This window comes from Pseudomonas sp. NY15435 (assembly GCF_048068295.1).
In the GTDB taxonomy this organism is placed as follows: domain Bacteria; phylum Pseudomonadota; class Gammaproteobacteria; order Pseudomonadales; family Pseudomonadaceae; genus Pseudomonas.
Window position 1 is genome coordinate 528429 of sequence record NZ_JBLUQA010000001.1, and the last position, 26398, is coordinate 554826.

A 26398-nucleotide genomic window follows, 5' to 3' on the forward strand; every position below is an offset into this window, starting at 1 on the left:
GACCTGTAGGAGCGAGCTTGCTCGCGAACGCTTTTCCCTGATGCCTCAGGGGTGTGCGGTTCGCGAGCAAGCCCGCTCCTACGAAAAGCAATGCGGGATCAGAAATGCCAGGGGGCGGAGCTGCCGAGTTGGCCGCTGAAGAAACCCCAGGCGATGAGAGCGACGGTCAGGGCAGTCAGGGTGACACGCACGGTCAGCGCGTTGACCACCCGCGAGCCGTGGCCCTCGTCCTTGACCAGAAAGAACAGACCACTGAACAGACTGACGACGGTCGCCAGCAACAACAGAACGATCGCAGCTTTGAGCACTACCGGCCTCCTGTCCGCAGGGGACTGGGGTTGAGGGGGATGTCTTGCAGTATAGCCAGCACGCATCTGAGCACCGGCCCGATCCCGCGCAGGGAAGCCGCGCCACGCGCGCCTTCCGGCCCGGTATCGCGCCGACCCTGGTGGTCCTCGTGCTGCTGCCGGTGCTGATCGGCCTGGGCTTCTGGCAACTGTCCCGCGCCGCCGAGAAACGTACCCTCCTCGCCGCCGCCGAAGTGCAGCGCCAGCAGGACCCGATCAGCATCGCCGAACTGGAACGCCAACCGCCGCGCAGCTACGTTCGTGTGCGCCTGCAGGGCCAGCTCGACGCCGAACATACCGCCCTGCTCGACAACCGCACCCGCAACGGCCAGGCCGGCGTCGAGGTGCTGCAACCCTTCTTCGACCGCGTCGGCCACCAGTGGCTGCTGGTCAATCGCGGCTGGGTGCCCTGGCCCGACCGCCGCGTGCCACCGAAGATCGATACCCCCAGCCACGACCTGTTGCTGGATGCCTGGACCTACGCCCCGCTGTCCACCGGCCCGAGCGCTCCGCTCGCCGGCTGGCCACGTCTGATCACCCAGGTGGACGCCCCTTTCCTGTGGGATCAGCTGGGTCGCGAAGGCAGCCCGCTGGAAATCCGCCTGGAGCCGGGCGACGCCGCCTTCGACACCGACTGGCCGATCGTCGCCATGCCACCGGAGCGCCACGTCGGCTACGCCGTGCAGTGGTTCGCCCTGGCCATCGCACTCTCCGCCCTCTACCTCTACCTCGGCATCCGTCGCGCACGGGAGACCCTCGACCATGACCGCCATGACTCTGCCTGACTCCTCCGCCCGCCGCCGCGGGCGCGTGCAACTGCTGCTGATCCTCGGCATGGTGCTGGGGCCGATGCTGCTCGCCACCGCGATGTACAAGCTGCAGTTCTGGGTGCCGGAAGGCCGCAGTTACAGCGGCGACCTGATCGCCACCGGGCAGACCCCGGCCGATCTGGGCGTGCAGGCCGACCAGTCGAGCGAGCATTGGCAACTGTTGGTCACCGCGCCGGAAAGCTGCACCAGCGACTGCCAGCAACTGGTCTACCTGGCCCGCCAGATCAACATCGGCCTGGGCCGCGAAGCCAGCCGCGCCGAACACGCGCTGGCCTTCGCCAAACCGCTGCCAGCCGAGTTCACGGGGTTGCTCGACAAGGACTACCCACGCCTGCAACGCCTGGGCCTGACACCCAACCAGCACACCGGCGCCCAACCGCAGCTGTGGATTGTCGACCCCCACGGCAACCTGGTGCTGCGCTACGACGCCAAGGCCAACGGCAAGTCGATCCTCAAGGACCTGCAGTTGCTGCTGAAGCTGTCCAACATCGGTTAAGAACCTGTTTACGATCTCGCGAGCTAGAGCAGAACAAGGCAAAAGCGGGCTAAAAAAGCGGAGTTTACGCGGCGTAAATGAGCATTTTTCAGCCCGCTTTTAACGCAGTTATGCCGACGCGCAGCAGATCGTTAACAGGTTCTAAGAGCTCGCCAGCCTCAGACAACAACAAGATCGGGAGCGACGCATGATCCAGGCAAGACGCAAACCCGCCTTCTACCTCGCCGTGCTGGCCACGGCGCTGGCCTTCGTGGTCATCCTGCTGGGCGCCTACACCCGCCTGACCCACGCCGGCCTCGGCTGCCCGGACTGGCCCGGCTGCTACGGCTTCGTCCACGTGCCGCTGAACGAGGCGCAACTCGCTCATGCCGAGATGCACTTCCCCGACTCGCCGGTGGAGGCGCAGAAGGGCTGGAACGAAATGATCCACCGCTACTTCGCCGGCAGCCTCGGCCTGCTGATCCTCGGGCTGGCGGTCCACGCACTGGTGCGGCGTGGCCGTGACGGCCAACCGATGCGCCTGCCGCTGGTACTGCTCGCGGTGGTGATCGCCCAGGCGGCATTTGGCATGTGGACAGTCACCCTCAAACTCTGGCCGCAGGTGGTCACCGCGCATCTGCTCGGAGGCTTCACCACGCTGTCGCTGCTGTTCCTGCTCAGCCTGCGCCTGTCCGGCGCCTTCGCCCCGCTGCAACTGCCTTCGAAATTGCGCGCGCTGGCGGCGCTGGCCCTGCTGATGGTGATCGGGCAGATCGCCCTGGGCGGCTGGGTCAGCAGCAACTACGCGGCAGTGGCCTGCATCGACCTGCCGATGTGCCACGGCGAGTGGTGGCCGAACATGGACTTCGCCAACGGCTTCCACCTTACCCAGCACATCGGCCCGAATTATCTCGGTGGCCAACTCGACAGCGACGCCCGCACGGCCATCCACATGACCCACCGCATGGGCGCGCTGGGCGTGACGGCGGTGATCCTGCTGCTGGCCTGGAACCTCCAGCGCCACGGGCTGATCGGCATTACCGCACTGATGCTGCTGGGGCTGTCCTTGCAGATCGGCCTGGGGATCAGCAACGTGCTGCTGCACCTGCCGCTGCCGGTGGCGGTGGCGCACAACGGCGGCGGCGCTTTCCTGCTGCTGATGCTGGTGCTGGTGAATTACCGGGTGCGCGCGCCCGCGGCGAAACGTGTCGAGCTGCCCGCCGGCAGCCCGATTGCCCTGGACGCTCTGGAGCGCCCGGTGGCCTATCCCTCGCAAGGATGAAACAAGCTTGAGCACGACGCCGGCCGGCGCCGAGGCGCGCCGGCCCCATTCCAGAAGTCAGAAGACGGAGAAATGCCCATGGCCAGCGTCATCAGCACTTCCAGCCAAGCCAGCTGGCGCGACCTGTTAGAACTGACCAAACCCAAGGTGGTGCTGCTCATGCTGATCACCTCGCTGATCGGCATGCTGCTCGCCACCAAGGCCGGCGTGCCCTGGCAGGTGCTGCTATTCGGCAACCTCGGCATCGGCCTGTGCGCCGGCGGCGCGGCGGCGGTGAACCACGTGGTGGACAGGCGCATCGACTCGATCATGGCGCGTACCCACAAGCGCCCGCTGGCCGAAGGACGCGTTTCGCCACCCATCGCTCTGGGTTTCGCCATGCTGCTGTCGGTGGCCGGGATGGCCGTCCTGCTGGTCTTCACCAATGCGCTGACGGCCTGGCTGACACTGGCTTCGCTGCTGGGCTACGCGGCGCTCTACACCGGTTTTCTCAAGCGGGCCACACCACAGAACATCGTCATCGGCGGCCTCGCCGGCGCCGCCCCGCCGCTGCTGGGCTGGGTTGCGGTAACGGGGCAGATTTCCGCCGAACCGCTGCTGCTGGTACTCATCATCTTCGCCTGGACGCCGCCGCACTTCTGGGCGCTGTGCCTGCACCGCAAGGACGAGTACGCCAAGGCTGACATCCCGATGCTGCCGGTGACCCACGGCGAGCACTACACCAAGCTGCACATCCTGCTCTACACCCTGGTGCTGTTCGCCGTGACGCTGATGCCCTTCGCCATCCACATGGCCGGGCTGGTCTACCTGCTCGCCGCGCTGGCCCTGGGCGCGCGCTTCCTCGACTGGGCCTGGGCGCTCTACTGCGGCAGCCGACCCCATGCGGCGATCAAGACCTTCAAGTACTCTATCGCCTACCTGTTCCTGCTGTTCATCGCGCTGCTGGTGGACCACTACCTGCCGCTGCACCTGAACTATTGAGGGTTCGCGAGCAAGCTCGCTCCTACAGGGGAGCTCCGTTTGTAGGAGCGAGCTTGCTCGCGAACATCACCGCCCCCTGCCAACGGCACGAACAGCAACACAAAGCCCAGACGTCCCGACCCACGAGTACCCCATGACCCGAGTCAACAAGACCGTCTTCATCCTCGTCGCCATCGTCGCCCTGATCCTCGGACTCACCGTCCAGAAGGTGCTCAACCAGCGCCACCAGCTCGACCCGACCGTGCTGCTCGACGCCGGCATCGTGATCCTGCCGCAAACCCGTAGCGTCCCCGACCTGACCTTCACCGACCAGGACGGCCAGCCGTTCCAGACCGCCAGCCTGAAGGACAAGTGGTCCCTGCTGTTCTTCGGCTACACCTTCTGCCCGGACGTCTGCCCCACCACCCTGGCACAACTGCGCGAACTGCAGACCAAGCTGCCGCCGGAAGTGGCGAAGAACCTGCAGGTGGTATTCGTCAGCGTCGACCCGCACCGCGATACCGCGCCGCGCATCAAGGAATACCTCGGCTTCTTCAATGCCGGCTTCAAGGGCATCACCGGCTCGGAAGAAAACGTGCAGAAGCTGGCCAACGCGATGAGCATCCCCTACATCCCGGCGGACACCAGCAAGCCCAACTACACCGTGGATCACAGCGGCAACCTGGTGGTCATCGGCCCGGACGGCACGCAGCACGGCTTCATCCGCGCACCGCTGCATAACGACAAGCTCGCGGCCCAGTTGCCCAGCGTGATCAGCGCCAACAACTGAGCCACCCGCGACACCGTGTCTCACCCCCAGCGGCCACCCGATAACGGTGGCCGTTGTTTTTTCTGCGTCATTCGTCGTTGTAGCGGACAAACCCGAGCTTTCTGCTAAACCTCGTCTCATGGCTCTGGAACGGTGTAATGCGCGGCCTTGAAGCATCCTGACGAATTTCCTGACCCCGTAGTCAATGTAAAAAATCTGCTACAGGAAATCAGGCATCAGGAATGACTCATACTCCATATTAGAAACATTAATTAACACCTATGCCTGAGCCTGTTGCAGGATTACCGGGCCTTTCGGTGGGCATGGGGAGCCTCTGATGGGTGGTCATTCACGGCGAGGATGACATTTCCGTCCGGTCACAATAGGCAATTAGGCTTAACGCCAGGGCTCACGCGGCCTCGGTGGCGACCGGAAAACTGCGGGTCCAAACGTGACTTGTAGTTATCGCTTCGTACCACTCCAGAACTTCTTGATGCCCTCCAGGTTCGATTGCACAATGCCGCGGCCGCCGGGTCACAACCCGGTCTGAAAACAAGCTCTTAAAACAAAAAATAGACCGTTGCCAGTTCAAAACCCGGGTCGCCAACGTAGTAGCCCGGACCATCCCAGGATCACGCAGGAGATTTGCAAGTGCAGATCGGTGTACCCCTCGAGACCCAAGCCGGTGAGACGCGGGTCGCAGCAACGCCGGAGACGGTCAAGAAACTGATCGGGCAGGGCCATCAGGTCGTCATTCAGAGCGGTGCGGGCGTCAGCGCCAGCCAGCCGGATGCCGCCTATGAAGCCGTTGGCGCGAAGATCGGCACTGCCGCCGATGCCTACGGTTCGGAGCTTGTGCTGAAGGTTGTCGCGCCCAGCGAAAGCGAGCTGGCACAGATGAAGCCGGGTACCGTGCTGATCGGCATGCTCAACCCGTTCAACAACGAGAACATCGCCCGCATGGCCGAACGCGGCGTCACCGCCTTCGCCCTCGAGGCCGCGCCGCGTACTTCCCGCGCGCAGAGCCTGGACGTGCTCTCTTCCCAGGCCAACATCGCCGGCTACAAGGCCGTGTTGCTCGCTGCTCACCATTACCCGCGCTTCATGCCGATGCTGATGACCGCCGCCGGCACCGTTAAGGCCGCCCGCGTGCTGATCCTCGGCGCTGGCGTTGCCGGCCTGCAGGCCATCGCCACGGCCAAGCGCCTGGGTGCGGTGATCGAGGCCTCGGACGTTCGTCCGGCGGTGAAGGAGCAGATCGAGTCCCTGGGCGCCAAGTTCGTTGACGTCCCTTACGAGACCGACGAAGAGCGCGAGTGCGCCGAAGGTGTCGGCGGTTATGCCCGACCGATGCCGGCCTCGTGGATGGAGCGCCAGGCCAAGGCCGTGCACGAGCGCGCCAAGCAGTCGGACATCGTCATCACCACCGCGCTGATCCCGGGCCGCAAGGCGCCGACCCTGCTGCATGAAGCGACTGTCGCCGAGATGAAGCCGGGCTCCGTGGTCATCGACCTCGCGGCATCCCAGGGCGGCAACTGCCCGCTGACCGAGGCCGACCAGGTCGTGGTCAAGCACGGCGTAACCATCGTCGGCCTGAGCAACCTGGCCGCACTGGTACCGGCGGACGCCTCCGCACTCTACGCACGCAACCTGCTCGACTTCCTCAAGCTCACCCTGACCGCCGAAGGCTTCACGGTGAACATGGAAGACGACATCGTCGCCGCGTGCCTGATGTGCCGTGACGGCCAGATCGTGCGCAAGAACGGCTGAGCCCTTCTTATATAAGAACGCGCCGGACCCCGCGTCCGGCCCTGAAGACCGGTGAGAAACTATGGAAGACATGCTGATCTCCCACGGCATCTACAACCTGATCATCTTCGTGCTGGCGATCTACGTCGGCTACCACGTGGTCTGGAACGTCACCCCTGCCCTGCACACCCCGCTGATGGCAGTAACCAACGCCATCTCGGCGATCGTGATCGTCGGCGCCATGCTGGCCGCCGCCCTGACCGTCACTCCGCTGGGTAAGGCCATGGGCACCCTGGCCGTAGCCCTGGCTGCAGTGAATGTGTTCGGTGGCTTCCTGGTCACCCGCCGCATGCTGGAAATGTTCAAGAAAAAAGCGCCGAAGGCGGAGAAGCACTGACATGAGCATGAACCTCGTCACCCTCCTCTACCTCATCGCCTCGGTCTGCTTCATCCAGGCCCTCAAAGGCCTGTCGCACCCGACCACCTCGCGTCGCGGCAACCTGTTCGGCATGATCGGCATGGCCATCGCCGCGCTGACCACCGTCGCACTGGTGTTCAAGATCAGCAGCGAGATCGCCACCACCGGCATCGTCTACGTGATCATCGGCCTGCTGGTCGGCGGCACCGCCGGCTCGATCATGGCCAAGCGCGTCGAGATGACCAAGATGCCGGAACTGGTCGCCTTCATGCACAGCATGATCGGCCTGGCCGCCGTGTTCATCGCCATCGCCGCCGTGGTCGAGCCGCAGTCGCTGGGCATCGTGCAGAACCTGGGCGACACCATCCCCACCGGTAACCGCCTGGAGCTGTTCCTCGGCGCGGCCATCGGCGCCATCACCTTCTCCGGTTCGGTGATCGCCTTCGGCAAGCTGTCGGGCAAATACAAGTTCCGCCTGTTCCAGGGCGCTCCGGTGCAGTTCGCCGGCCAACACATGCTCAACCTGGTGCTCGGCCTGACCACCCTGGGCCTGGGCCTGCTGTTCATGTTCACCGGCAACCTGACCGCCTTCGTGGTGATGCTGGCCCTGGCGTTCGTCCTCGGCGTGCTGATCATCATCCCGATCGGCGGTGCGGACATGCCCGTGGTCGTGTCGATGCTGAACTCCTACTCGGGCTGGGCCGCGGCCGGTATCGGCTTCTCGCTGAACAACTCGATGCTGATCATCGCCGGCTCCCTGGTGGGCTCCTCGGGCGCGATCCTCTCCTACATCATGTGCAAGGCGATGAACCGCTCGTTCTTCAACGTCATCCTCGGTGGCTTCGGCGCCGAAGCGGACGCTGGCGGCCCGGCCGGTGCCAAGGAAGCCCGCCCGGTGAAATCCGGCTCGGCCGACGACGCCTCCTTCCTGCTGACCAACGCCGACAGCGTGATCATCGTTCCTGGCTACGGCCTGGCGGTGGCCCGTGCCCAGCACGCGCTGATGGAACTGGCCGAGAAGCTGACCCATCGCGGCGTCAACGTGAAGTTCGCCATCCACCCGGTTGCCGGCCGCATGCCGGGCCACATGAACGTCCTGCTGGCCGAGGCCGAAGTGCCTTACGAGCAGGTGTTCGAGATGGAAGACATCAACTCCGAGTTCGGCCAGACCGACGTGGTGCTGGTGCTGGGCGCCAACGACGTGGTGAACCCGGCGGCGAAGAACGATCCGAAGTCGCCGATCGCCGGCATGCCGATCCTCGAGGCCTACAAAGCCAAGACCGTGATCGTCAACAAGCGCTCGATGGCCAGCGGCTACGCCGGCCTGGACAACGAACTGTTCTACCTGGACAAGACCATGATGGTCTTCGGCGACGCCAAGAAAGTCATCGAAGACATGGTCAAGGCCGTCGAATAAGTCGACCGCTGATCCAAAAGACACCGGCCTTGCGTCGGTGTCTTGCTTTCGGGCAACACGAAAAGCGCTGGACATTGGTAGTAAGAAGGCCCTGGCCGGGCGATTTTTCGACCTTGGTATAAGAGCCAAAAATCGCCGAGTCCCTAGACTGGCGGCCTCGCACTTCCTACTGCCCGAGGTTTTCCCATGTTCCGTGATCGCGTGCGTATGTCCTCCCTGTTGGACAAGGTGATGACTGCCGACCAGGCCGCGGCCCTTATCAAGGACGGCATGACCGTCGGCATGAGCGGTTTCACCCGCGCCGGCGAAGCCAAAGCCGTACCCAAGGCCCTCGCCGAGCGCGCCAAGCAGGAGCCGCTGCGCATCAGCCTGATGACCGGCGCCAGCCTGGGCAACGACCTCGACAAGCAGCTCACCGAAGCCGGCGTGCTGGCCCGCCGCATGCCCTTCCAGGTCGACAGCACCCTGCGCAAGGCGATCAATGCCGGCGAAGTCATGTTCATCGACCAGCACCTGTCGGAAACCGTCGAGCAGTTGCGCAACCACCAGCTCAAGCTGCCGGACATCGCCGTCATCGAAGCCGTCGCCATCACCGAGGAAGGCCACATCGTGCCGACCACCTCGGTGGGCAATTCGGCCAGCTTCGCGATCTTCGCCAAGCAGGTGATCGTCGAGATCAACGTCGCGCACAACGCCAACCTCGAAGGCCTGCACGACATCTATATCCCGACCTACCGCCCGACCCGCACGCCGATCCCGCTCACTCGCGTGGACGACCGCATCGGCAGCACCGCCATCCCGATCCCAGCAGAAAAGATCGTCGCCATCGTCGTCAACGACCAGCCGGACTCCCCGTCCACCGTGCTGCCGCCGGACGACGAAACCCAGGCCATCGCCAATCACCTGATCGATTTCTTCAAGCAGGAAGTGGAAGCCGGCCGCCTGGCCAAGAACCTCGCGCCGCTGCAAGCGGGCGTCGGTACCATTGCCAACGCGGTGATGTGCGGCCTGATCGAATCGCCGTTCGAAGACCTGACCATGTACTCCGAAGTGCTGCAGGACTCGACCTTCGACCTGATGGACGCCGGCAAGCTGCGCTTCGCCTCGGGCAGCTCCATCACCCTCTCCGCGCGCCGTAACGAAGAAGTCTTCGGCAATCTGGAGCGTTACAAGGACAAGCTGGTGCTGCGCCCGCAGGAGATCTCCAACCACCCCGAAGTGGTCCGTCGCCTGGGCATCATCGGCATCAACACCGCGCTGGAATTCGACATCTACGGCAACGTGAACTCCACCCACGTCGGCGGCACCAAGATGATGAACGGCATCGGTGGCTCGGGCGACTTCGCCCGCAACGCACACCTGGCCATCTTCGTCACCAAGTCCATCGCCAAGGGCGGCAACATCTCCAGCGTCGTGCCGATGGTCAGCCACGTCGACCACACCGAACACGACGTGGACATCCTGGTCACCGAGGAAGGTCTGGCCGACCTGCGTGGCCTGGCGCCGCGCGAGCGCGCCCGGGTGATCATCGACAACTGTGTGCACCCGTCCTACCGCGACGCCCTGAACAGTTACTTCGATGCCGCTTGCGAACGCGGCGGCCATACCCCGCACATCCTGCGCGAGGCCCTGGAGTGGCATATCAATCTGGAAGAACGCGGCCACATGCTGGCGGCGAGCTGATTCCAGACACTCTGCGGGTCATTCAGCAATGAATGGCCCGCAAGGGTTTACAGCCGGAAAAAAACCACGTAAAAACACTACTGAACAGATTTTTATCCCGCCCCAACTGTTCAGCTTACCCCGCCGCCACCTTGGCCGGCACCGTCGAAACACCTCAGATGCCTACCAATTGCGCACCAGAATGGAGCGTAACGGTACAGTTTGCCCTGAAAAAGACCATAACAGTTCAAAATTACAATCGGCTGAGCAGCTGCAATACTGCACAACTGTACCTGTCATCCCTGACCAAAAAGTCAGATCATATGCTCAATCCATTCAGCAACTGACTACTCGCCACAAGCGAGAAGGATGACCACCATGGAACGTACCCTCGGTTCCGCAGCTCTGAGCACCACCCGTAGCACCTCCAGCGCCCATCGTGGCCTCGTCGGCACCGTTCGCCTGTGGCAGCGCCGCATGGAAAGCCGCCGCCAGCTGGCCCGCCTGGACTCCCGACTGCTGGCCGACGCCGGCATCAGCGAAGCCCAGCGTTACGCCGAACTGAACAAGCCGTTCTGGCGCTGATTCAACAGTACAACTGAGCCACACTTTCCAGGCTCGTCATAACTGTACTGGTAAGTTCGTTGCCCCGGCCGCTCAGCCAGAGCGGCCCTCGGGCAGCAGCCCTTCCTTCTCTGCTCTCTCGTCCAGTAGATCGCGATACAGATCTGCCCAGACGCGCCCCATCGCATCAGCCGTGAACAGCTCCTGGTAGCGCGCTTCCGCCTGCCGCCCCATTTCTTCCGCCGCCGCGGGATTTTCCCAGCACCACTTCATCGCCTGACGGAACGCCAGGGGATCGCTGGGTGGCACTACCAGCCCGGTCAGGCCGTTGGCATTGATGAAGCTGGTGCCGGTTCCGATCTCGCTGGAAATCATCGGCTTGCCATACATCGCCCCTTCCAGCAGGGAAATGCCAAAGGCTTCCGAGCGCAGGTGCGAGGGGAAGACGATCGCCCGCGACAACTGCAGCAAGGCAACCTTGTCCTCTTCGCTCACGCGCCCGACGAAGCGCACGTGGGACTCAACACCCAGCGCCGCCGCCTGAGCCTTCAACTGCTGCTCCAGGGGGCCAGCGCCGACGATGACCACCGGGTACCCGGTGCCCTGCACGGCTTCCAGCAGAATATGCAGGCCTTTGTAGTAGCGCATCACGCCGACGAACAGGAAGAACTGCTCCCCTACCTCGCGGCGCCAGCGAGCGGTGCACTCCTCGGAAGGAACCGGGTAGGCCTGCTTGTCCAGACCATAGGGAATGACTTCCGCTTTGTGCTGGTAGCGGCGCAGGGTCTCGCTGGAGCCCAGGTAGTTGGGCGAAGCCGCGACGATGCGGTCCACGCTGCCGAGGAAGCGGTGCATCAGCGGTTGGTACAGTTTGAAAAGGTGCCGCTGGCGAACGATATCCGAGTGGTAGGTCACCACGGTCGGCTTGTCGATGCCCGCCAGCAGGTGCACCACATCCATGAACGGCCAGGGGAAGTGGAAATTGATGATGTCCGCTTCCGCCGCGAGCTTGCGGAACTGCGGTATGACGCTGTAGGAGAAACCGGTGGAGGCCAATTGCAGGTCGAGGCGCGCCCGGTAGACACGGTGCCCATCGACCATCAGCTCCGCGGGCTCTGGGTTCGAGCTCAGGGTGAGTACCTGGTGTTCGATGCCGTGATGTCGCCCGGTGCGACAGAGCTGGTTGATCACCTGCTCGATGCCCCCCACGGAGTCCGGCAGATAGGTCTTGAAGAAGTGCAATACGCGCATTCAGCCTCCCACAGCCTTTCGGTAGGCTTCGCTGGTTATCCGGGCGCATCGCTGCCAGCTGAAGTCCCGGGCTCTCTCAAGGCCCAGCACACGGCAACGTTGCCCGAGAGAAGAATCGTCCACCAGTTCCTGCAGGGCGGAGCACATCTCCTGCGGATCATGGGCATCGACATAGATGCCCGCCTCTCCCGCCACTTCCGGCAGCGAGGAGGTACGAGTCAGTAATACCGGCACGCCACTGGCCATCGCTTCCAGCACGGGCAGGCCGAAGCCTTCGTACAGCGACGGGAAGAGCAACGCCTTCGCCCCGGCCAGCAACTCCGCGAGCACCTCATCACTCTGATAGCCGAGCACCTTGGCCCAGCCGCCCTTCACGGCGACATCCAGCGTCTCATCGAGACCATCGCTGCGCCAGCCTGGCATTCCGACTATCACCAATGGCAAGCGCGAGCGCAGCATGGGCGGCAACAGGGAATGAGCCCGCAGCGCCAGCTGCAGGTTCTTACGCGGCTCCAGTGTGCCGACGCAGATCAGATACTGCCCCGCTGACAATCCAAACGAGGCCAGCGGACTCAACAGTTCTGCATCAGTTCGGGGACGGAAGCGCGGCGCGTATCCGAGCGGCGCCACCACCACGCGTTCATCAGGCAATGCAAAGTGACGGCGGACCTCTCCGGCAACGTGCTCGGAGTCTGTCAGTACGATCCGCGCCCGCTCGACACCCCTGCCGACATGGCGTTCGATCTCGGCCAGGCGATCGGCGGGCTGGGTGTGGGGGTAGTGCACATGGGTCAGGTCATGCAGGGTCATGACCATCGGCCCGTCGAACTCCAGCGGCCACAGGCTGGGCTCGTGGTACAGGTCGATCGAACGCTGACTCAGCCCTCGGTCGAAGTTTCCCTGCTCCAGCCAGCGACGAATGCGATAGGCACCAGGCACTCGCTTGGCCAGCGCAGTGCGGCGGGAATAGCCGGGCAGCGAGGCCGGCGGCAGATCGACCGACCACTGGCGGCCCAGAAACAACTGCAGGCTGACTTCCGCCTGATCCTGCAGCGCTCGGGTCAGGGACGAGACATACTGGCCGATGCCAGTCCTCGGTGCCTGAAGGATGCGAGCGTTCAGCGCAACGTGCACGCTAACCCACTTCCGCTTCGGGTCGGGACTGCGCCGGCCTGCGCAGCATCAGGGCCCCCAGCACGCGGCTGACCAGTTGCCGACTGGCATCACGCCAGGTCAGCCAGCTCCAGTCAGCAGCAGCGCGGGTTGCCGGGAATCGGTTGCTATCTTCGAACTCCTGCACCAACTCGGCCAGAGACTCCGGTCGCTGCAGATCGAAGTAAGCCACGAAGTCGCCGCCGACTTCACGGAACACCGGAATGTCGCTGGCCATCACCGGCAGGCGGCGCTGCATCGCTTCCACCAGCGGCAGGCCAAAGCCCTCGACGTACGACGGGAAGACCAGCGAGCGGGCGTTGGCGTAGGCGTACTCCAGGCCGCGATCATTGAGTTTGTTGAACATGAACAGGCGCTTGTCGAGTTCCTTGTGGCGACGGATGCGATCCATCAGGCCCTCGCACTTCCAGCCATAGCGGCCGATGATGCACAGCCGTGCCGGCGAGCCCTGCGCCCACAGGCGCTCGAAAGCGTCGAGCAGGTAGGCGTGGTTCTTGCGCGGCTCGATGGTGCTGACCATCAGGTAGACCGGCGCGCCGTCTTCGAACATCTGTACCAGTTTTCCGTCCAGCTGCGAGGCGTCATGCACTAGGTCCAGTTCCGAGCCGAGGTAGAAGTGCTCGAACCACAAGCCCTGGGCAACCTCTTCGCCTCGACGGCGAACGATCTCGGCACGCACCTGGTCGCGGATGGTGGTGGAAATGCAGATGAATCCGTCCGCCATTTCGACGATCCAATCGAACCAGCGGTCGAACACCTTCACCAGTCCGGCGTCGCAGAACTGCGGGTGGGTACAGGGGATCAGGTCGTAGATCACCGAGATCAGCCCGACACCTTGGGACTTGAGCTTTTCCGCTACCGGGAAGAAATCGGCGTGCCAGGACGAATCAAGCAGCAGGAGCTGGTCGCCAGGCTGAACCTCCAGCGGCTCCAGGCGCTCGGGCACAACATGGCCGCGCGAGGCAAACATGGCGAAGCGCAGCGGCAGGGTAATCGCCAGGCTGGCAATCTTGCACGCCACGTAAAGAACGCGGCGTGCGTTGTGGTAGCGGTTCATCGGCCAGCGGCGCTCCAGGCTCGCATGCCTTACCCAATAGTCATTGCGCATCTGCTCCAGGGCGATCTTCATCCGGCTGTGCCAGGGCAGTTCCTCGGTCGACAGCGGTGCCAGATGCAGCACCCGATGCATACGGCCGTTGATGAACGCCACCGGAACGCATTCGACCCCGCCTTCGGCATCCTCAAGATGGCGGATGACATTGCGCACGACGCGCTGGATGCCGGAATTCACGTGCGGATGTTCGAAGACGTAGGTGCATTCGACGAGCAGGCGCATCAGGAATGCTCTCCACTGCGTTGGGCCAGGGAATCGCTGGGGAAATGCTCGATGCTGGCGCGGGCATCCAGCCAGGAATAACCGATGAAGTTCTCACGCGTGCTGTTGACCACATGGAAGATCATTGCGCAGTCCCGCCACTCGTAATTGCCGTCCAGGTGCGAGTCGAGCCGTGAAAGGCTCAGCGACACCGAGTAGTTACCGGCTCCCAGCCGCATGGGGAAGGCGTAGCGATAGACCAGCCGGTCGCCGGTCTTGAGCCCCTTCTGCACCTGCTTGAGGCGGTGCGAGTTGATGCCATACATCGCCTGCCCGAGCCGGTCCTTGAGCATGAAGCCAAGCACCAACCGGTCGACGTCCTGGCAGACTCGCACACCGACCTCCAGCACAACGTCGTGGCCCACTTCGACCAGGTCGATGTCCTTGCCTCCAGCGTCCAGCAGCCGTACCGATTCGATCTCCGCCTCCCCCGTGCCAGAGATGGTGCGGGCCTTGCCGTTGGCGAGCATCTCCTGGCGCACGAGATGATTGAGTCCCTCGCCCATCCTCGCGTGGTAGTAGTCCATGACCATTTCCGGGTCGCCCTGCATCGCCACCTGGCCGAACTCCAACAACACCGCACGATCACAGATGGACTGGATGGAGAAGCGGTCATGGGAAACGATCAACAGCGTGGTGCCGGCACGACGGAAGCTGCGGATACGCTCGAAGCTCTTGTGCTGGAAATACGAGTCGCCGACCGACAGCGCCTCGTCGATGATCAGTACATCCGGCCGCCGCGCGGTGGCCACGCTGAACGCCAAGCGCATCTGCATGCCGCTGGAGTAGGTGCGTACCGGCTGGTCGATGGCGTCACCGATTTCAGCGAAGGCCTCGATCTCCGGGAACAGCGCGTCGATCTCGCCACGCTGCAGCCCCAGCAGCTGCGCGGCCATGTAGACGTTCTGCCGACCGGTGAACTCCGGGTGAAAGCCCATGCCCAGTTCGAGCAGGGCGGATACTGTTCCTCCCACCTCGCAGGTGCCACTGGTAGGCTGCGTAGTGCCGGTGATGATCTTGAGCAGGGTGCTCTTGCCGGCACCATTGGAACCGACGATACCGACCGCCTCGCCCGGCTCGATCTCCAGGGAAATGTTCTGCAGGACCCAATGCTTGTGATGCCGCGGCTTGCCATCGGGAGCGATCCACTCGACCAGGCGGGACCAGCGTTTGGGGTACTGACGATAGGCCTTGCCCAGTTGCTGAATGCGGATATGGCCCATCAGAGTTCGTCCACCATTTCACCTGCGCGTGCGCGGTACAACACCATGGCCAGCACGCACAGCAGAGCGCCGGATACCGTCACCGGCAGCAACTGCGAGAGCTGCGGCCATTGGCCGTGGAGGAACAGGTTCTGGTAGGCCTGCATCAGGCCGGTCAGCGGATTGAGCTGCACCAGCCGGCCGATCGACTCCGGCAGAATAGTCAGCGGGTAGACGATGGGGGTGAGCCAGAACCAGAACTGCAGGAGAATCCCGAACAGCTGCCCGACATCGCGGAAGAACACATTGAGCACGCCGACCAGCATGCCCAGGCCGACGGCGAACATCAGCTGCAGCGCCAGCAACAGCGGGAACGACAGCAGCGCAACGCCGGGCAGGCGCCCGGTGATAAGCAGGAAGCCGATGAACAACGCGAAGATGATGGCGAAATTCAGCGACGCACTGCAGACGCTCACCACCGGCAGGCAGAGGCGCGGGAAGCTCAGCTTCTTCAGCAGATTGGCGTTTTCGAGGAACATGTTCAGGCAGCGGCTGACCACTTCGGAGAACAATCCCCAGGTCAGCAGCCCCGCGCAAAGAAACACGCTGTAGGCCATCTTGTCGTCCACGCCCGGCAGGCGCGCACGCATCACTTCGGAGAAGATCACGGTGTACACCAGAATCATCGCCAGGGGATTGAGGATGGTCCAGGCCGCTCCCAGCAGCGAGCCGCGATAGCGCGACTCGAATTCCCGCCGCACACTGCCCACGATGAATCCGCGGTACTGCCAGGTGCCTTTCAGACTGCTCAGCGACATCAAACGATCCTGCCGTAAATATCCTCGAAGCGAACGATGTCGTCCTCGCCCAGGTACTCGCCGCTTTGCACCTCGATCATCACCAGATCGATAACACCCGGGTTCTCCAGGCGATGGCGGTGGCCCGCGGGGATGTAGGTGGACTCATTGCTGTTCACCAGCCGTACGGACTCGCCGTTGGTGACCTTGGCCATGCCCTGCACCACGACCCAGTGCTCGCTGCGATGGTGATGCATCTGCAGCGACAGGGCGGCGCCAGCCTTCACCACGATGCGCTTGATCTTGAAGCGCGGGCCTTCCTCGAGAACGGTGTAGGTGCCCCAGGGGCGGCTGACCGTGCGATGCAGGCGATAGGCTTCGTTGTCGGTATCCTTGAGTTGCTTTACCACCTTGCGCACATCCTGCGCACGGTCGGCACGCGCCACCAGAATCGCATCGGCGGTCTCGACCACGACCAGCCCTTCGACGCCCACGGTGGCGATCAGTCGGCCTTCGCTCTGTACGTAGTTGTCGCGGCTATCGACGAAGATGGCATTGCCGGCGGCGCGGTTGTTGTCGGCATCGGCATCCACCAGCGCACTCATCGCGGTCCACGATCCGATATCACTCCAGTCGAACGCCGCGGGGATCACCGCCACACGGTCGGAGCGCTCCATCAGTGCGTAGTCGATGGAGATGTCCTCCAGCGCGCAGAAATGATCCGACGGCAACTCCTGCTGAACCAGATTGCCGAAGTCCGCCGGCTGGCTCGCCATCTGGCAGGCGATGGCTTGTTCGAGCATCTGCGGAGCGTACTTTTCCAGCTCGCTGATGAAGGTGCCGACGGTGAAGCAGAACATCCCCGAGTTCCACAGGAAGGTGCCCGCCTGAAGGAAGCCCTTGGCAGTATCCAGGTCGGGCTTCTCGACGAAGCGCCTCACGCGGCTGCCGCCACAAGTGTCCAGCGCATCGCCCATTTCGATGTAGCCGAAGCCGGTTTCCGGCGCGTTGGGCACGACACCGAATGTCACCAGGTGCCCCGCCTCGGCCAGTTCCACAGCATGCTCGACGCAGCGTCCGAAGGTATCGATGTCGCGGATCAGATGGTCCGCCGGCATCACCACCATGGTCACGTCATCACCATGCAGTGCACGCAGCGCGAGTGCGGCGACCGCAATAGCCGGGGCAGTATTGCGCCCGGCGGGTTCGAGGATGAAGTGGCCACGCTGGCGCAGCTTGGCCGACTGGAAGTGATCCTTGCTCTGGAAGTAGTAGTCGCGATTGGTCACCGTGACGATGTGCCCGTCCGCACCCAGCAGGCTGGCCGCGCGCCGATAGGTCTTGCTCAGCAGCGACTGCCCGTCGGGCATCGCCATGAACGGCTTGGGCTGGCCTTCACGGGAGACCGGCCACAGCCGGGTGCCGGCTCCACCGGAAAGGATCACAGGGACGAGCATGCATCACTCCTTGTCAACGCGACGCAGGTCGGCGTCAACCATCATGTGGATGAGGTTCTCCAGACTGGTTTTCGGACTCCAGCCCAACACTCGCTCGGCCTTTCCAGGGTTGCCCAGCAGCACATCCACTTCCGCCGGGCGGAAGAAGGCCGGGTCGATCACCACATGATCCTGGTACTTCAGGCCTACGTATTCGAAGGCGATACGGCACATCTCGCGTACCGTGGTGGTGACACCGGTGGCCACCACATAGTCGTCAGGCTTGTCCTGCTGCAGCATCAGCCACATGGCTTCGACGTAGTCGCCGGCGAAGCCCCAGTCACGCTTGGCGTCGATGTTGCCCAGGCGCAGTTCGTTCTGCTTGCCCAGCTTGATGCGCGCCACCGCGTCGGTGACCTTGCGGGTCACGAACTCGATGCCGCGTAGCGGCGACTCGTGGTTGAAGAGAATGCCGCTGGAAGCGTGCAGCTTGAAGCTCTCGCGGTAGTTCACGGTGATCCAGTGGCCATAGAGCTTGGCCACGCCGTAGGGGCTGCGCGGGTAGAACGGTGTGTTCTCGTCCTGCCGCTCGGCCTGGATCAGACCGAACATCTCGCTGGTGGATGCCTGATAGAAGCGGGTTTCCGGGTTGAACTGGCGGATGGCTTCCAGCAGGTGGGTAACGCCCAGGCCATCGACAATGCCGGTGGTCACCGGCTGGTCCCAGGAACTGCCGACAAAGCTCTGTGCACCGAGGTTATAGAGCTCATCCGGCTTGGCCTTGATGACGGCCCGCTGTACGGACGATGCGTCCGCCAGATCGCCGTCGAGGTAGACCACCTCGGACTCGATCCCCAACTCACGCAGGCGCCAGCGCGTATCGCTACTACGGCGAGCTACCAGACCGTGGACCTTGTAGCCCTTTTCCAGCAGCAGTTTCGCAAGGTAGGCGCCATCCTGTCCGGTCAGACCGGTGATCAGAGCACTTTTTGTCATTCTTCTAGCATCCGTGGTGGCTCGCAGATGAAAGCGCCGCGAGCTCGTTGTAGTTATGCCGGAGTCTCGATCGGCTTCCGCCCGAGCGATGCCTCCGCGTACAGCACATTACCTGGGACCCCATTCCCCCTGGCAGGTATGGCGGGGTCTTGAACCGGCGACAGGTTTCGCCGCGGTGGGCCACAATCAGCCAGTCACCGGTGTCACTCCTGCAATGCACGGACATCCCATTCCGCCAATACATCCAGCAGGATCTGCTCCATTGCGTAAGACGGTTTCCAGCCGGTCTCACGCTGCAGCTTTGCATTGCTGCCGCGCACACGCCTTTGCTCGGCCTTGCGCATCCTTTGCGGGTCCTGGCGGATCTGCAGATCAACGCCTGACAGCGAAGCCATCTGGTCGATCACGTCGCGCAGGCGATATTCCTGACCCGAGCAAACGTTGTACACCTCCCCCGAACGCCCGTTTTCGAGCAATGCGAAGTACGCCGCCAATACATCCCGTACATCGAGGAAGTCGCGGGTGACATCAATGTCCCCGACCTCGATATACGCGTCCTGCAATCCATGACGAATACGCGCGAGTTGTCTTGCGACCGCCGGTATCACGAAATCGGCCTTCTGGCCCGCGCCCACGTGGTTGAACGGCCGTGCCACCATCATGCGCCAAGGTTCGGCGAAGCTCCACTGCTGACACAGCAACTCCGCCGAGAGCTTGCTCACACCGTAGGGATTCCTCGGTCTGGGCAACTGCAACTCGGTAATCGGCAGCTGATCCTCGCTCACCTGTCCATAGACATCCCCGGAGCTGACATAAAGAAACGCTCCGTTAAAGTCGCAACGCTTGAGCGACTGCAGTAGGTTCAGCGTCCCGATCAGGTTCACCTGCAAGGTCCCGGCGGGATCGCGAAACGCCTGCGGCACGAAGGTCTGGCCGGCCAGGTGGATCACTGCGTCGGGCACATCCTCGCGCAGATACTCATCGAAAACCCCGGGCTCGGTCAGATCCAGACGCGGGAGCTCCATCAACTGCCATTGCGACCCCAGCGACGCCCGAAGCCGGGTGCCCACGAAACCGGAAAGCCCTGTCACCAGTAATCGTTTGTTCAAAGGCCAGTCTCTCTGATTGTTCTAAGGGAAAGGAACCTAAAATGGCTGACCGGCTGGTCACGATAATTCGATTACACCCCGGGCTTTCTGTGACCCGGAAACAGCCTCGAGGGTTTCCACTCTCGCAACTGACGGCACTTATTCGGTCGCACGCGCGCTCGGCGCATCTGTCCGGGTGGCATCAAGCGGCTGCGTGTCCGGATGCGGGGCATCCACAACCGGGGCGCCGCCGCAAAACCGCTCCAGACGCTCCCGCGCAATCCGCGCACCCTTGCGCCGCAGGGGCTCCTCGACGAAACGATAGTTCAGCTCGCTGGCAACCAGTGCGATCGCCAGTGCCGTCACCACCAGTTCCGGGGTAAAGGACTTGTCCAGCTCTACCCCCTGCGCTGCGGCGTAGCGATACCAGATTTCGCGACTCAAGTGATAAGCGCAGATATGAATGACGTACAGGCCGTAGGAGCGCGACCCCAGCCAGAGCAGCGGGCGTGACAGTACCGACGGGCAGTACAGATATCCCTGCTGGTAGCTGGCAACCCACACCAGCAGCAGCGCAACGATGGCTATCAACCCCACGGCGATAGGCATGGCGATGAGCTGCCCCGGAATCGCCCCCAGCAGGTAGAGCAGGATGACTGCATAGGCCAGGCGCAGCCAGACACTCTTACCCAGGAAGGTCGGTTCGAATTGTCGAAGCAAGGGTGTGCGTCCCGCCAGGCACAGCAGCACACCCCACATCATGGCGTCGAGCCGGAACGAGTTGAGCATGGCGCTGGTCGGCGTCCCGAACATATTGCGGTCAAGTCCAAACTGCAGGGCAATCAACGCCAACAGCAACCCGACGCGCCAGCGGAAGGCCGTCACGCACAGCAGGAAGAACGGCAACACGAAGTAGAATTGCTCTTCCAGCGCGAGACTCCAGTAGACCGCATTGGGGCCCAGCATTCCGTTGTACTGGTTCGCGAGGTTGCCGGTGAAGGTCGCCACAGCCGCAAAGCTACGCAGGTTCTCGAACCAGGATCCAAAGGCGCCGCTGCGGTTGAACAGGACCGAGAGTGCCAGAGGAATCAGGATCCACAACCAGGCGGTCGGCAACAGTCGGTAAACACGCCGCAACCAGAAGCTCTGGGCCGCGATGGCAAAACTGCCCCGCTGCCGATGCTGATCGAAATAGTCCAGATAGCTTTTGCAGACGATGTAGCCGGAAATGCAGAAGAACAGGTCTACGCCTGACCAGGGCATGTACAGGCTGAAAAAACGGCCGAAAAGTGCATCGTAATAGGGCAACAGCATCGGCACGTGGCATAGCAATGTCATGCCGATGGCCACCGCCCGCAGGTACTCGATCTCCGGGTTTTTTCCCTTGTTCATTCGCACTCCCCGACCTTCCTCATTTCCTGCATGGCAAGGCACTTTCCGGCCAGCGCGAAGCATTGTTCCATGATCACCGTCCAAATCCCTGCTCAACTGCAAGGCTCTGCGATGTTTCAGCCCGCTCGCCAGATATCTGCCGCGCCATCAGCGCACCGCGGCGACGCAGCGGCGTCTCCAACAGACGGAAATTGAGCTCGCTCAACATGAGGATCAAAGCCGCCGCGCACAGCACGAAAGGGTAGAAGAAGCGCTCATCCACCGGCAGCTGAGGGTACAAACGGGCGGCGATTTCGCGCGTAGCGAAAAACGCCGGAACGTGAATCAGGTAGATGGCATAGGAACGCGTGCCGATCCAGATGATCAACTGACGCCAGGGCCCCGCCGGAATGAACAGTTCCGCATCATAGGACGCCATCCACACCAGCACGAAGGAACAGATCGCCACCAGGCTGAACTTGTAGGCGCCCACGTCGAGTGTGTCCGACCAGAAGGCTCCCATGAGCAAACTGATTGCAGCCAGCACCAGGCTGCCACCACGGGCGGGCAGGAGCGTGCGCAAGCGCTCGTAGGACGCCGTCCGACTCCAGATAGCCAGCAATACGCCCAGTATCAGCGCATCGCTGCGGAACATCACCATCACCAGGCCGCGGGAAGCGAACAACTGGTACACCACCAGGACCAGCAACACAGGGACCAACCAGCGGCGAGCCAGCAGAGCGATGAGCGGCAGCAGGATATAGAACTGCTCCTCCAGCGACAGGCTCCAGTAAACGAAGCTGGCCCCGTATTCGCTGCGCATGAACGTCTCGGCAAAGCGCCAGTTGGCGAATTGCAGCACGCCGGCATAGGTCGCATCGAGGTTGGCGCCCCAGGTACCGAAAACGCCCGTACGATTGAAATACACGACCGCCAGCAGCACCACGGCCAGCCAGAACCAGGCCGAAGGCAACAAGCGCCAGGCGCGGCGCACCCAGAAGGCGAGGATGCAACGCCATGCCGTGCCGGCCTGTGTAGCGGATCGCAGCCGGGGCAGCAGATCGCGGGCAATGACGAAACCGGAAATAGCGAGGAACAGGTCCACACCAAAGCCGCCGGAAAAATGTGCGGTCAACGCATCGAAGCGAGGTGAAGCCCAGGAGATCAGATTCCCATGGGCGTGGTGCAGCACCACGAACAGTACCGCGAAGGCGCGCAGGATCTCGATGTCGGCGATCCGCCCCTTGCTCATCGGTTGCACCTTGATCCGCTTTGCACACTGCTCATTTCAGAAAGTGCCCCTATCTCAAAGCGGCTTGCGCGCGATGATCGCCTGGCTCTTGGGCATCGCCTTGTCCAGGGCCTTCTTGATGCGCGGCCCTTCTTCCGTAGCCAGCATCATGTTCCAGGTGCGCGTCCAGCTATCGAGCAGCGGGTGCCACGGCGGCGACAGGTCCTGCTTGCAGGCCCAGAAGAAGAACCACCAGACCGACCAGTAGAAGCCGTAATGCGCCTGGCGCTCGATCACCAGGCCCGCGTCGCGTATCAACTGCTCGAAAGCTTCGCGCTCGAAGACACGGATGTGGTTGGGGTGTTCGAAGTAAGCGGCAGGAGCCAGTTCCTTCTGCACACTTTCGCCCAGCGGATCGGGCACGGTGATCAGGTAGAGCGCGCCGGGCTTGCCGACGCGGACCAGTTCGGTCATGAACTGCGCCGGGTCCTCGACGTGCTCCAGCACCTCCATCGCCACGACCTTGTCCACCCGAGCATCGGGCAGGGGAATCGGGTTCGCATCGGTGACCAGCGGCAGCATGGCTCGGGCATTGGAGCCCTGCAGGCCGCGCTCGACAGCGGCAACCTTGTCCGCATCGATATCGGCGAAGATCACCTCGGCACCGCGCTGGGCGCAGAAGGCAACGAAAGGCCCGTCGCCACAACCGATATCCAGGACCGAGTCCTGTGCGCTGATCGGAAAGCCCTCGAACAGCTCATCGGTTTCCTGGTGGAACCAGCCGCTGAGGTAGGTATCGGTCAGCGTCGACAGGTCCTCCGCCGGCGCAGCGGGCGGCGGCACAGCCTCCTGCGCCGGCGTGACGGGCGCCGGCTTGCGCCTCAGGCTCTTGATGAACTCCAGCATGTCAGCTCCCGCTATGACTTCGTGTGTGCCGCAGCGCCTTCAGGCGGTGCCTGCAGCCAAAAATGTCTCAAGACGACCGCGACCGGCCTCCAGTGAGCAGTGCGTACGCATTCTTTCAATCGCCGCATTCGACATACGCGCATAGCGCTCCGGCTGCTGCGTGAAGCACTGGAACGCAGCACGGTATGCCTCTACCAGCGATGCCCAGTCGATCTGGTGGCGCAGCGTGCGATACGCCAGGCGCGGATCGTGCGGCCAGGCGGTCGCATCCAGCCAGGTCGCCACTTCAAAAGCTACGCTCTCGTCGATGTAATCGACCATCGCCGAATGGCGTGGCGCAACCGCCGGCTTGCCGCAACTGAGGAACTCCATCAGCGGCAGGCACTGGCCCTCTCCGTGAGAAGCATTGACGATATACGCGGTATGACGGATCAGCTCGTCGAATTCGGAACGATCCAGATAGCCGTGCAAAAGGACGACACGGCACTGGAAGGCCGGCATGCGCGCCATGCACATCAGCATGTCGTTCATCGCCGACTCGTACTCGTGGTGGCCGAGCTTGAACAGCAGCGTGGCTTCGGGAGTGTCGCGGAAGGCGCTGCAGAACGCGGTGAGCATGTCGACCCAGTTCTTGCGGCCATCGTAAGGGTTGAACACGGCCGTGAAGACCACGCCGGAGAGGGTCAGCCGATGCTCGCCCAATGGCAGCGCCGGCATCGTTTCTTCATCCACCTCCACATCCGGCAGACCACCGGGTTCCACCGGGTTGGGCGGCTCCATCCGTGCGGGCGCGGGCTCTGCGGCGACTGGTACAACCGGCACCTGCGCTCGCCAGGCCAGGCGATACCATTCCACCAGGTAACGCAAGGTAATACGGGCCAGCGACTGGCGAACCGCTGTCGGCTGCTCCGCGGCTTCAGCCTTTGCGGCTGCCGCTGGCAGTTCCCGAGCACGCGCGCTGGCAACGGCGCGAGTGACGGCATCAGCGTTGGGAATGTAGGGAGCCAGCGACAGATCGTGGGTATCCATGACCACGCCGGAGCGAACGGTCAGGGTCACCGGGTCGCTCGGCAGGCCAGCGGGTTGCTGGCGCAGGGGGGCAAACTTGTCCCACACCGGCGCGGGAATCGAGACCACCGGAAACGCCGCGCCCAACTCAGCGCGGGTCGCCTCGACGGTGAGCCCGGAATGGGTAATGGCACGTCCACAGCGCTGCAATACCGCCGCCCAGTTCTGTCGATCATCCTCCAGCCAATGCTGGTTGGGAATGGAGTCGAACTCCCAGGCGAACACCGGAATGGTCGGGCACTGCAGGTCCAGCGGCGTCTTGTGCGGCGGCGTGAAGCTTAGGAAAACACAGGGTTCGCCGTTATCGAGGGCTTGTCGATAGAGGGCGTCAACCTCCCCGACCTGCTCCACCACAGTGACGTCTCCCAGGCCGCGCAGCAGCGGCAGGAACTCCTTGAGCACAAAGTAGTAGCTATAGTCCGGCAGCCCCAGGCTCGACTCGATGCGTGCGCTGTTGACCTCCGAGTAGACCAGGAACCTCATTCCGCCATTCCTCCCGCGACACGGGCAGGCGCTCGTACCGACCGATCGGTATCCAGCACATCGCCAATGAAGGCTTCCAGTGCACCCGCCACCGTCTTCAGGGAGCTGAACGCTTCCATCCGCGTGCTGGCCGCGCGGGCCATCTGCACATAGACCTGCGGCTCACGAATCGCCACAGCATGGCTGCGGCGGAACGCCTCCATCAGCGACTGCCAGTTCAGCCGGTGCCGATGCGTGACCAGCATGCCAGTGGGGTCGTGGGGCCAGCAGGTCGGTTCCAGTGCACCCTCGACAACGAACGCCATGCGCTCATCCAGATAATCGGCCATCGCCGTATGCCGGGGCGCCAGTGCCGGTTTCCCCGCACTCAGGAACTCCATCAGCGGCAGGCAAAGCCCTTCGCACGATGAGGCGTTCACGTAGTAATCGGTGGCCGCGACCATCGCCTGATACTGGTCGTCCTCGAGGAAGCCATGCAACACGACCACCCGGCAGGAGAAGGGAGCCAAGCGGGAAAGCAGCGTCATCAGCACGACCCGGTAATGTTCCAGGTCGTGGTGGGTCATCTTCACCAGCAACACGGCATCGGGCGTATCACGGAACGCCCAGCAGAAGGCGGTGATCAGGTCGATCCAGTTCTTGCGACCGTCGGCAGGATTGAGGACCGTCGTGTACACGACCCCATCCACCAGGACGTCGCGGACGGGCGGCGCCGCCAGCGCCGGAGCGCTGGGTACAGCGACCTCTGTCTGACCGAATGCCTCACGGCGCCAGCCGTCGAAGAGAAGCCGGCCGATCTCCAGCCGCTGCCTCCAGCGCGAAGGCGGCCTCGGGACGTCCACGACCTCCGGCACAGGCTCTGGCGCCTCGGCGCGACGAACCAGACCATCGGCACTGAGTCCCAGCAACGGGCTGTCAATGACAACACCCGCAAACGGGATACGCCGCTCACTCTGGGCCGGCCGAACGGGTGCGACCTTGCCAGCACCGAAGCGCTCCCAGATCGGGGCGGGGGCGGCGAGTACAGGCAGGTGACGATGTTGTTCGGCCACCAGGGCGGCGGCCTCCCGGCTCGTCGCGATGGCGCCCTGAACGCGCTCGAAGACATGGCGCCAGTCGTTGCGCGGGTCACCCTCCCAGGCAACGTCGGGCAGGCTGTCGAACTCCCAGGCGAACAGCGGAATGGTCGGGCAACGCAGGCCAAGCGGCGTCTGCTGCGGCGGGCTTACGCTGATGAACACCACCGGCCGGCCGGCCGCATGGTGCTGATCATAGAGCGACTCGACCTCGGCGATGCTGCGCACTTCGACGACCGTTCCGATCGCTTCGAAGGCCGGCAAGAACTCCTTCAACAGGAAGTAGTAGCTGTATTCCGGCTTGCCCAGCGAGCTGTGGATGGTGTCCTGGCTGATTTTCGAGCCAATGAGAATAAGCAGATCCATCATGCGTACGCAGGCCCCGTTCCTGCGCTGTTTTTTGTTATGACACGACCGGTTTGACCGGTGCGTTTTTCAAGGAAGGCATGCATAGCACCAGTTCTTCGAGGCG

General features: G+C 63.1%; 24 protein-coding genes. 10 read left to right on the forward strand and 14 right to left on the reverse strand.

Annotated features, from left to right (window positions below; genetic code table 11):
- Positions 1 to 98 precede the first annotated feature (98 nt).
- Positions 99 to 308 (reverse strand): twin transmembrane helix small protein, encoded by a 210-nt coding sequence (locus ACNFH5_RS02520; protein ID WP_015474903.1) that lies wholly within the window; start codon positions 306 to 308, stop codon positions 99 to 101.
- Between the two features lie 44 nt (positions 309 to 352).
- On the opposite strand from ACNFH5_RS02520, the gene ACNFH5_RS02525 reads away from it, so the two are divergent.
- The 10 genes from ACNFH5_RS02525 to ACNFH5_RS02570 all read left to right on the forward strand — a co-directional run bounded on the left by ACNFH5_RS02525 (position 353) and on the right by ACNFH5_RS02570 (position 10494).
- Entirely contained in the window at positions 353 to 1132 is a 780-nt protein-coding gene (locus tag ACNFH5_RS02525; protein WP_416743974.1) for an SURF1 family protein, read from the forward strand.
- Complete coding sequence (locus ACNFH5_RS02530; RefSeq protein WP_416743976.1) at positions 1110 to 1673, forward strand: hypothetical protein; 564 nt, start codon at positions 1110 to 1112, stop codon at positions 1671 to 1673. Before ACNFH5_RS02525 ends, ACNFH5_RS02530 begins: the two co-directional genes overlap by 23 nt.
- A 187-nt stretch (positions 1674 to 1860) precedes the next feature.
- Complete coding sequence (locus ACNFH5_RS02535) at positions 1861 to 2934, forward strand: COX15/CtaA family protein (RefSeq protein WP_416743978.1); 1074 nt, start codon at positions 1861 to 1863, stop codon at positions 2932 to 2934.
- Between the two features lie 78 nt (positions 2935 to 3012).
- On the forward strand, positions 3013 to 3915 hold the full coding sequence (cyoE, locus tag ACNFH5_RS02540; RefSeq protein ID WP_416743980.1) for a heme o synthase: 903 nt from the start codon (positions 3013 to 3015) through the stop codon (positions 3913 to 3915).
- Positions 3916 to 4048: 133 nt separating this feature from the next.
- Positions 4049 to 4684, forward strand: a complete 636-nt coding sequence (locus tag ACNFH5_RS02545; RefSeq protein WP_416743982.1) for an SCO family protein — start codon at positions 4049 to 4051, stop codon at positions 4682 to 4684.
- A 630-nt stretch (positions 4685 to 5314) separates the two neighbouring features.
- Positions 5315 to 6433 (forward strand): Re/Si-specific NAD(P)(+) transhydrogenase subunit alpha, encoded by a 1119-nt coding sequence (locus ACNFH5_RS02550; protein WP_192403344.1) that lies wholly within the window; start codon positions 5315 to 5317, stop codon positions 6431 to 6433.
- A 61-nt stretch (positions 6434 to 6494) separates the two neighbouring features.
- The gene (locus tag ACNFH5_RS02555) at positions 6495 to 6809 is read left to right on the forward strand and encodes an NAD(P) transhydrogenase subunit alpha (protein ID WP_015474896.1); all 315 of its coding nucleotides are present in this window, start codon (positions 6495 to 6497) and stop codon (positions 6807 to 6809) included.
- A gap of 1 nt (position 6810) precedes the next feature.
- Positions 6811 to 8247, forward strand: a complete 1437-nt coding sequence (locus ACNFH5_RS02560; protein WP_088420512.1) for an NAD(P)(+) transhydrogenase (Re/Si-specific) subunit beta — start codon at positions 6811 to 6813, stop codon at positions 8245 to 8247.
- Between the two features lie 186 nt (positions 8248 to 8433).
- The gene (locus tag ACNFH5_RS02565) at positions 8434 to 9930 is read left to right on the forward strand and encodes an acetyl-CoA hydrolase/transferase family protein (RefSeq protein ID WP_416743985.1); all 1497 of its coding nucleotides are present in this window, start codon (positions 8434 to 8436) and stop codon (positions 9928 to 9930) included.
- Between the two features lie 357 nt (positions 9931 to 10287).
- The gene (locus ACNFH5_RS02570) at positions 10288 to 10494 is read left to right on the forward strand and encodes a DUF1127 domain-containing protein (RefSeq protein WP_015474893.1); all 207 of its coding nucleotides are present in this window, start codon (positions 10288 to 10290) and stop codon (positions 10492 to 10494) included.
- A 72-nt stretch (positions 10495 to 10566) separates the two neighbouring features.
- On the opposite strand, the gene ACNFH5_RS02575 is transcribed toward ACNFH5_RS02570, so the two are convergent.
- From ACNFH5_RS02575 to ACNFH5_RS02635, 13 genes are all read right to left on the reverse strand, one after another.
- On the reverse strand, positions 10567 to 11724 hold the full coding sequence (locus ACNFH5_RS02575; protein ID WP_416743987.1) for a glycosyltransferase family 4 protein: 1158 nt from the start codon (positions 11722 to 11724) through the stop codon (positions 10567 to 10569).
- Positions 11725 to 12858 (reverse strand): glycosyltransferase family 4 protein, encoded by a 1134-nt coding sequence (locus ACNFH5_RS02580; RefSeq protein ID WP_416743988.1) that lies wholly within the window; start codon positions 12856 to 12858, stop codon positions 11725 to 11727.
- Between the two features lies 1 nt (position 12859).
- Positions 12860 to 14236: a glycosyltransferase family 4 protein gene (locus ACNFH5_RS02585; protein WP_416744383.1), complete on the reverse strand. Its 1377-nt coding sequence runs from the start codon at positions 14234 to 14236 to the stop codon at positions 12860 to 12862.
- Positions 14233 to 15495, reverse strand: a complete 1263-nt coding sequence (locus tag ACNFH5_RS02590) for an ABC transporter ATP-binding protein (protein WP_416743990.1) — start codon at positions 15493 to 15495, stop codon at positions 14233 to 14235. Before ACNFH5_RS02590 ends, ACNFH5_RS02585 begins: the two co-directional genes overlap by 4 nt.
- Entirely contained in the window at positions 15495 to 16292 is a 798-nt protein-coding gene (locus tag ACNFH5_RS02595) for an ABC transporter permease (RefSeq protein WP_416743992.1), read from the reverse strand. The genes ACNFH5_RS02590 and ACNFH5_RS02595 overlap by 1 nt, the downstream gene beginning before the upstream one ends.
- A complete protein-coding gene (locus tag ACNFH5_RS02600) occupies positions 16292 to 17728 on the reverse strand; it encodes a mannose-1-phosphate guanylyltransferase/mannose-6-phosphate isomerase (protein ID WP_416743993.1) in 1437 nt (478 codons plus the stop codon). Before ACNFH5_RS02600 ends, ACNFH5_RS02595 begins: the two co-directional genes overlap by 1 nt.
- Positions 17729 to 17731: 3 nt before the next feature.
- Positions 17732 to 18703 (reverse strand): GDP-mannose 4,6-dehydratase, encoded by a 972-nt coding sequence (gene gmd, locus ACNFH5_RS02605; protein ID WP_416743994.1) that lies wholly within the window; start codon positions 18701 to 18703, stop codon positions 17732 to 17734.
- Between the two features lie 203 nt (positions 18704 to 18906).
- Complete coding sequence (locus ACNFH5_RS02610; protein WP_416743996.1) at positions 18907 to 19812, reverse strand: GDP-mannose 4,6-dehydratase; 906 nt, start codon at positions 19810 to 19812, stop codon at positions 18907 to 18909.
- Positions 19813 to 19950: 138 nt separating this feature from the next.
- A complete protein-coding gene (locus ACNFH5_RS02615) occupies positions 19951 to 21183 on the reverse strand; it encodes an acyltransferase family protein (protein ID WP_416743997.1) in 1233 nt (410 codons plus the stop codon).
- 73 nt (positions 21184 to 21256) lie between these two features.
- Positions 21257 to 22414 carry an acyltransferase family protein gene (locus ACNFH5_RS02620; RefSeq protein WP_416743999.1) on the reverse strand — a complete coding sequence of 386 codons (1158 nt, stop codon included), beginning with the start codon at positions 22412 to 22414 and terminating at the stop codon, positions 21257 to 21259.
- A gap of 54 nt (positions 22415 to 22468) precedes the next feature.
- Positions 22469 to 23299: a class I SAM-dependent methyltransferase gene (locus ACNFH5_RS02625; RefSeq protein ID WP_416744000.1), complete on the reverse strand. Its 831-nt coding sequence runs from the start codon at positions 23297 to 23299 to the stop codon at positions 22469 to 22471.
- A 39-nt stretch (positions 23300 to 23338) separates the two neighbouring features.
- On the reverse strand, positions 23339 to 24850 hold the full coding sequence (locus tag ACNFH5_RS02630; RefSeq protein WP_416744001.1) for a glycosyltransferase: 1512 nt from the start codon (positions 24848 to 24850) through the stop codon (positions 23339 to 23341).
- Positions 24847 to 26295 carry a glycosyltransferase gene (locus tag ACNFH5_RS02635; RefSeq protein WP_416744003.1) on the reverse strand — a complete coding sequence of 483 codons (1449 nt, stop codon included), beginning with the start codon at positions 26293 to 26295 and terminating at the stop codon, positions 24847 to 24849. The genes ACNFH5_RS02630 and ACNFH5_RS02635 overlap by 4 nt, the downstream gene beginning before the upstream one ends.
- Between the last annotated feature and the right edge of the window lie 103 nt (positions 26296 to 26398).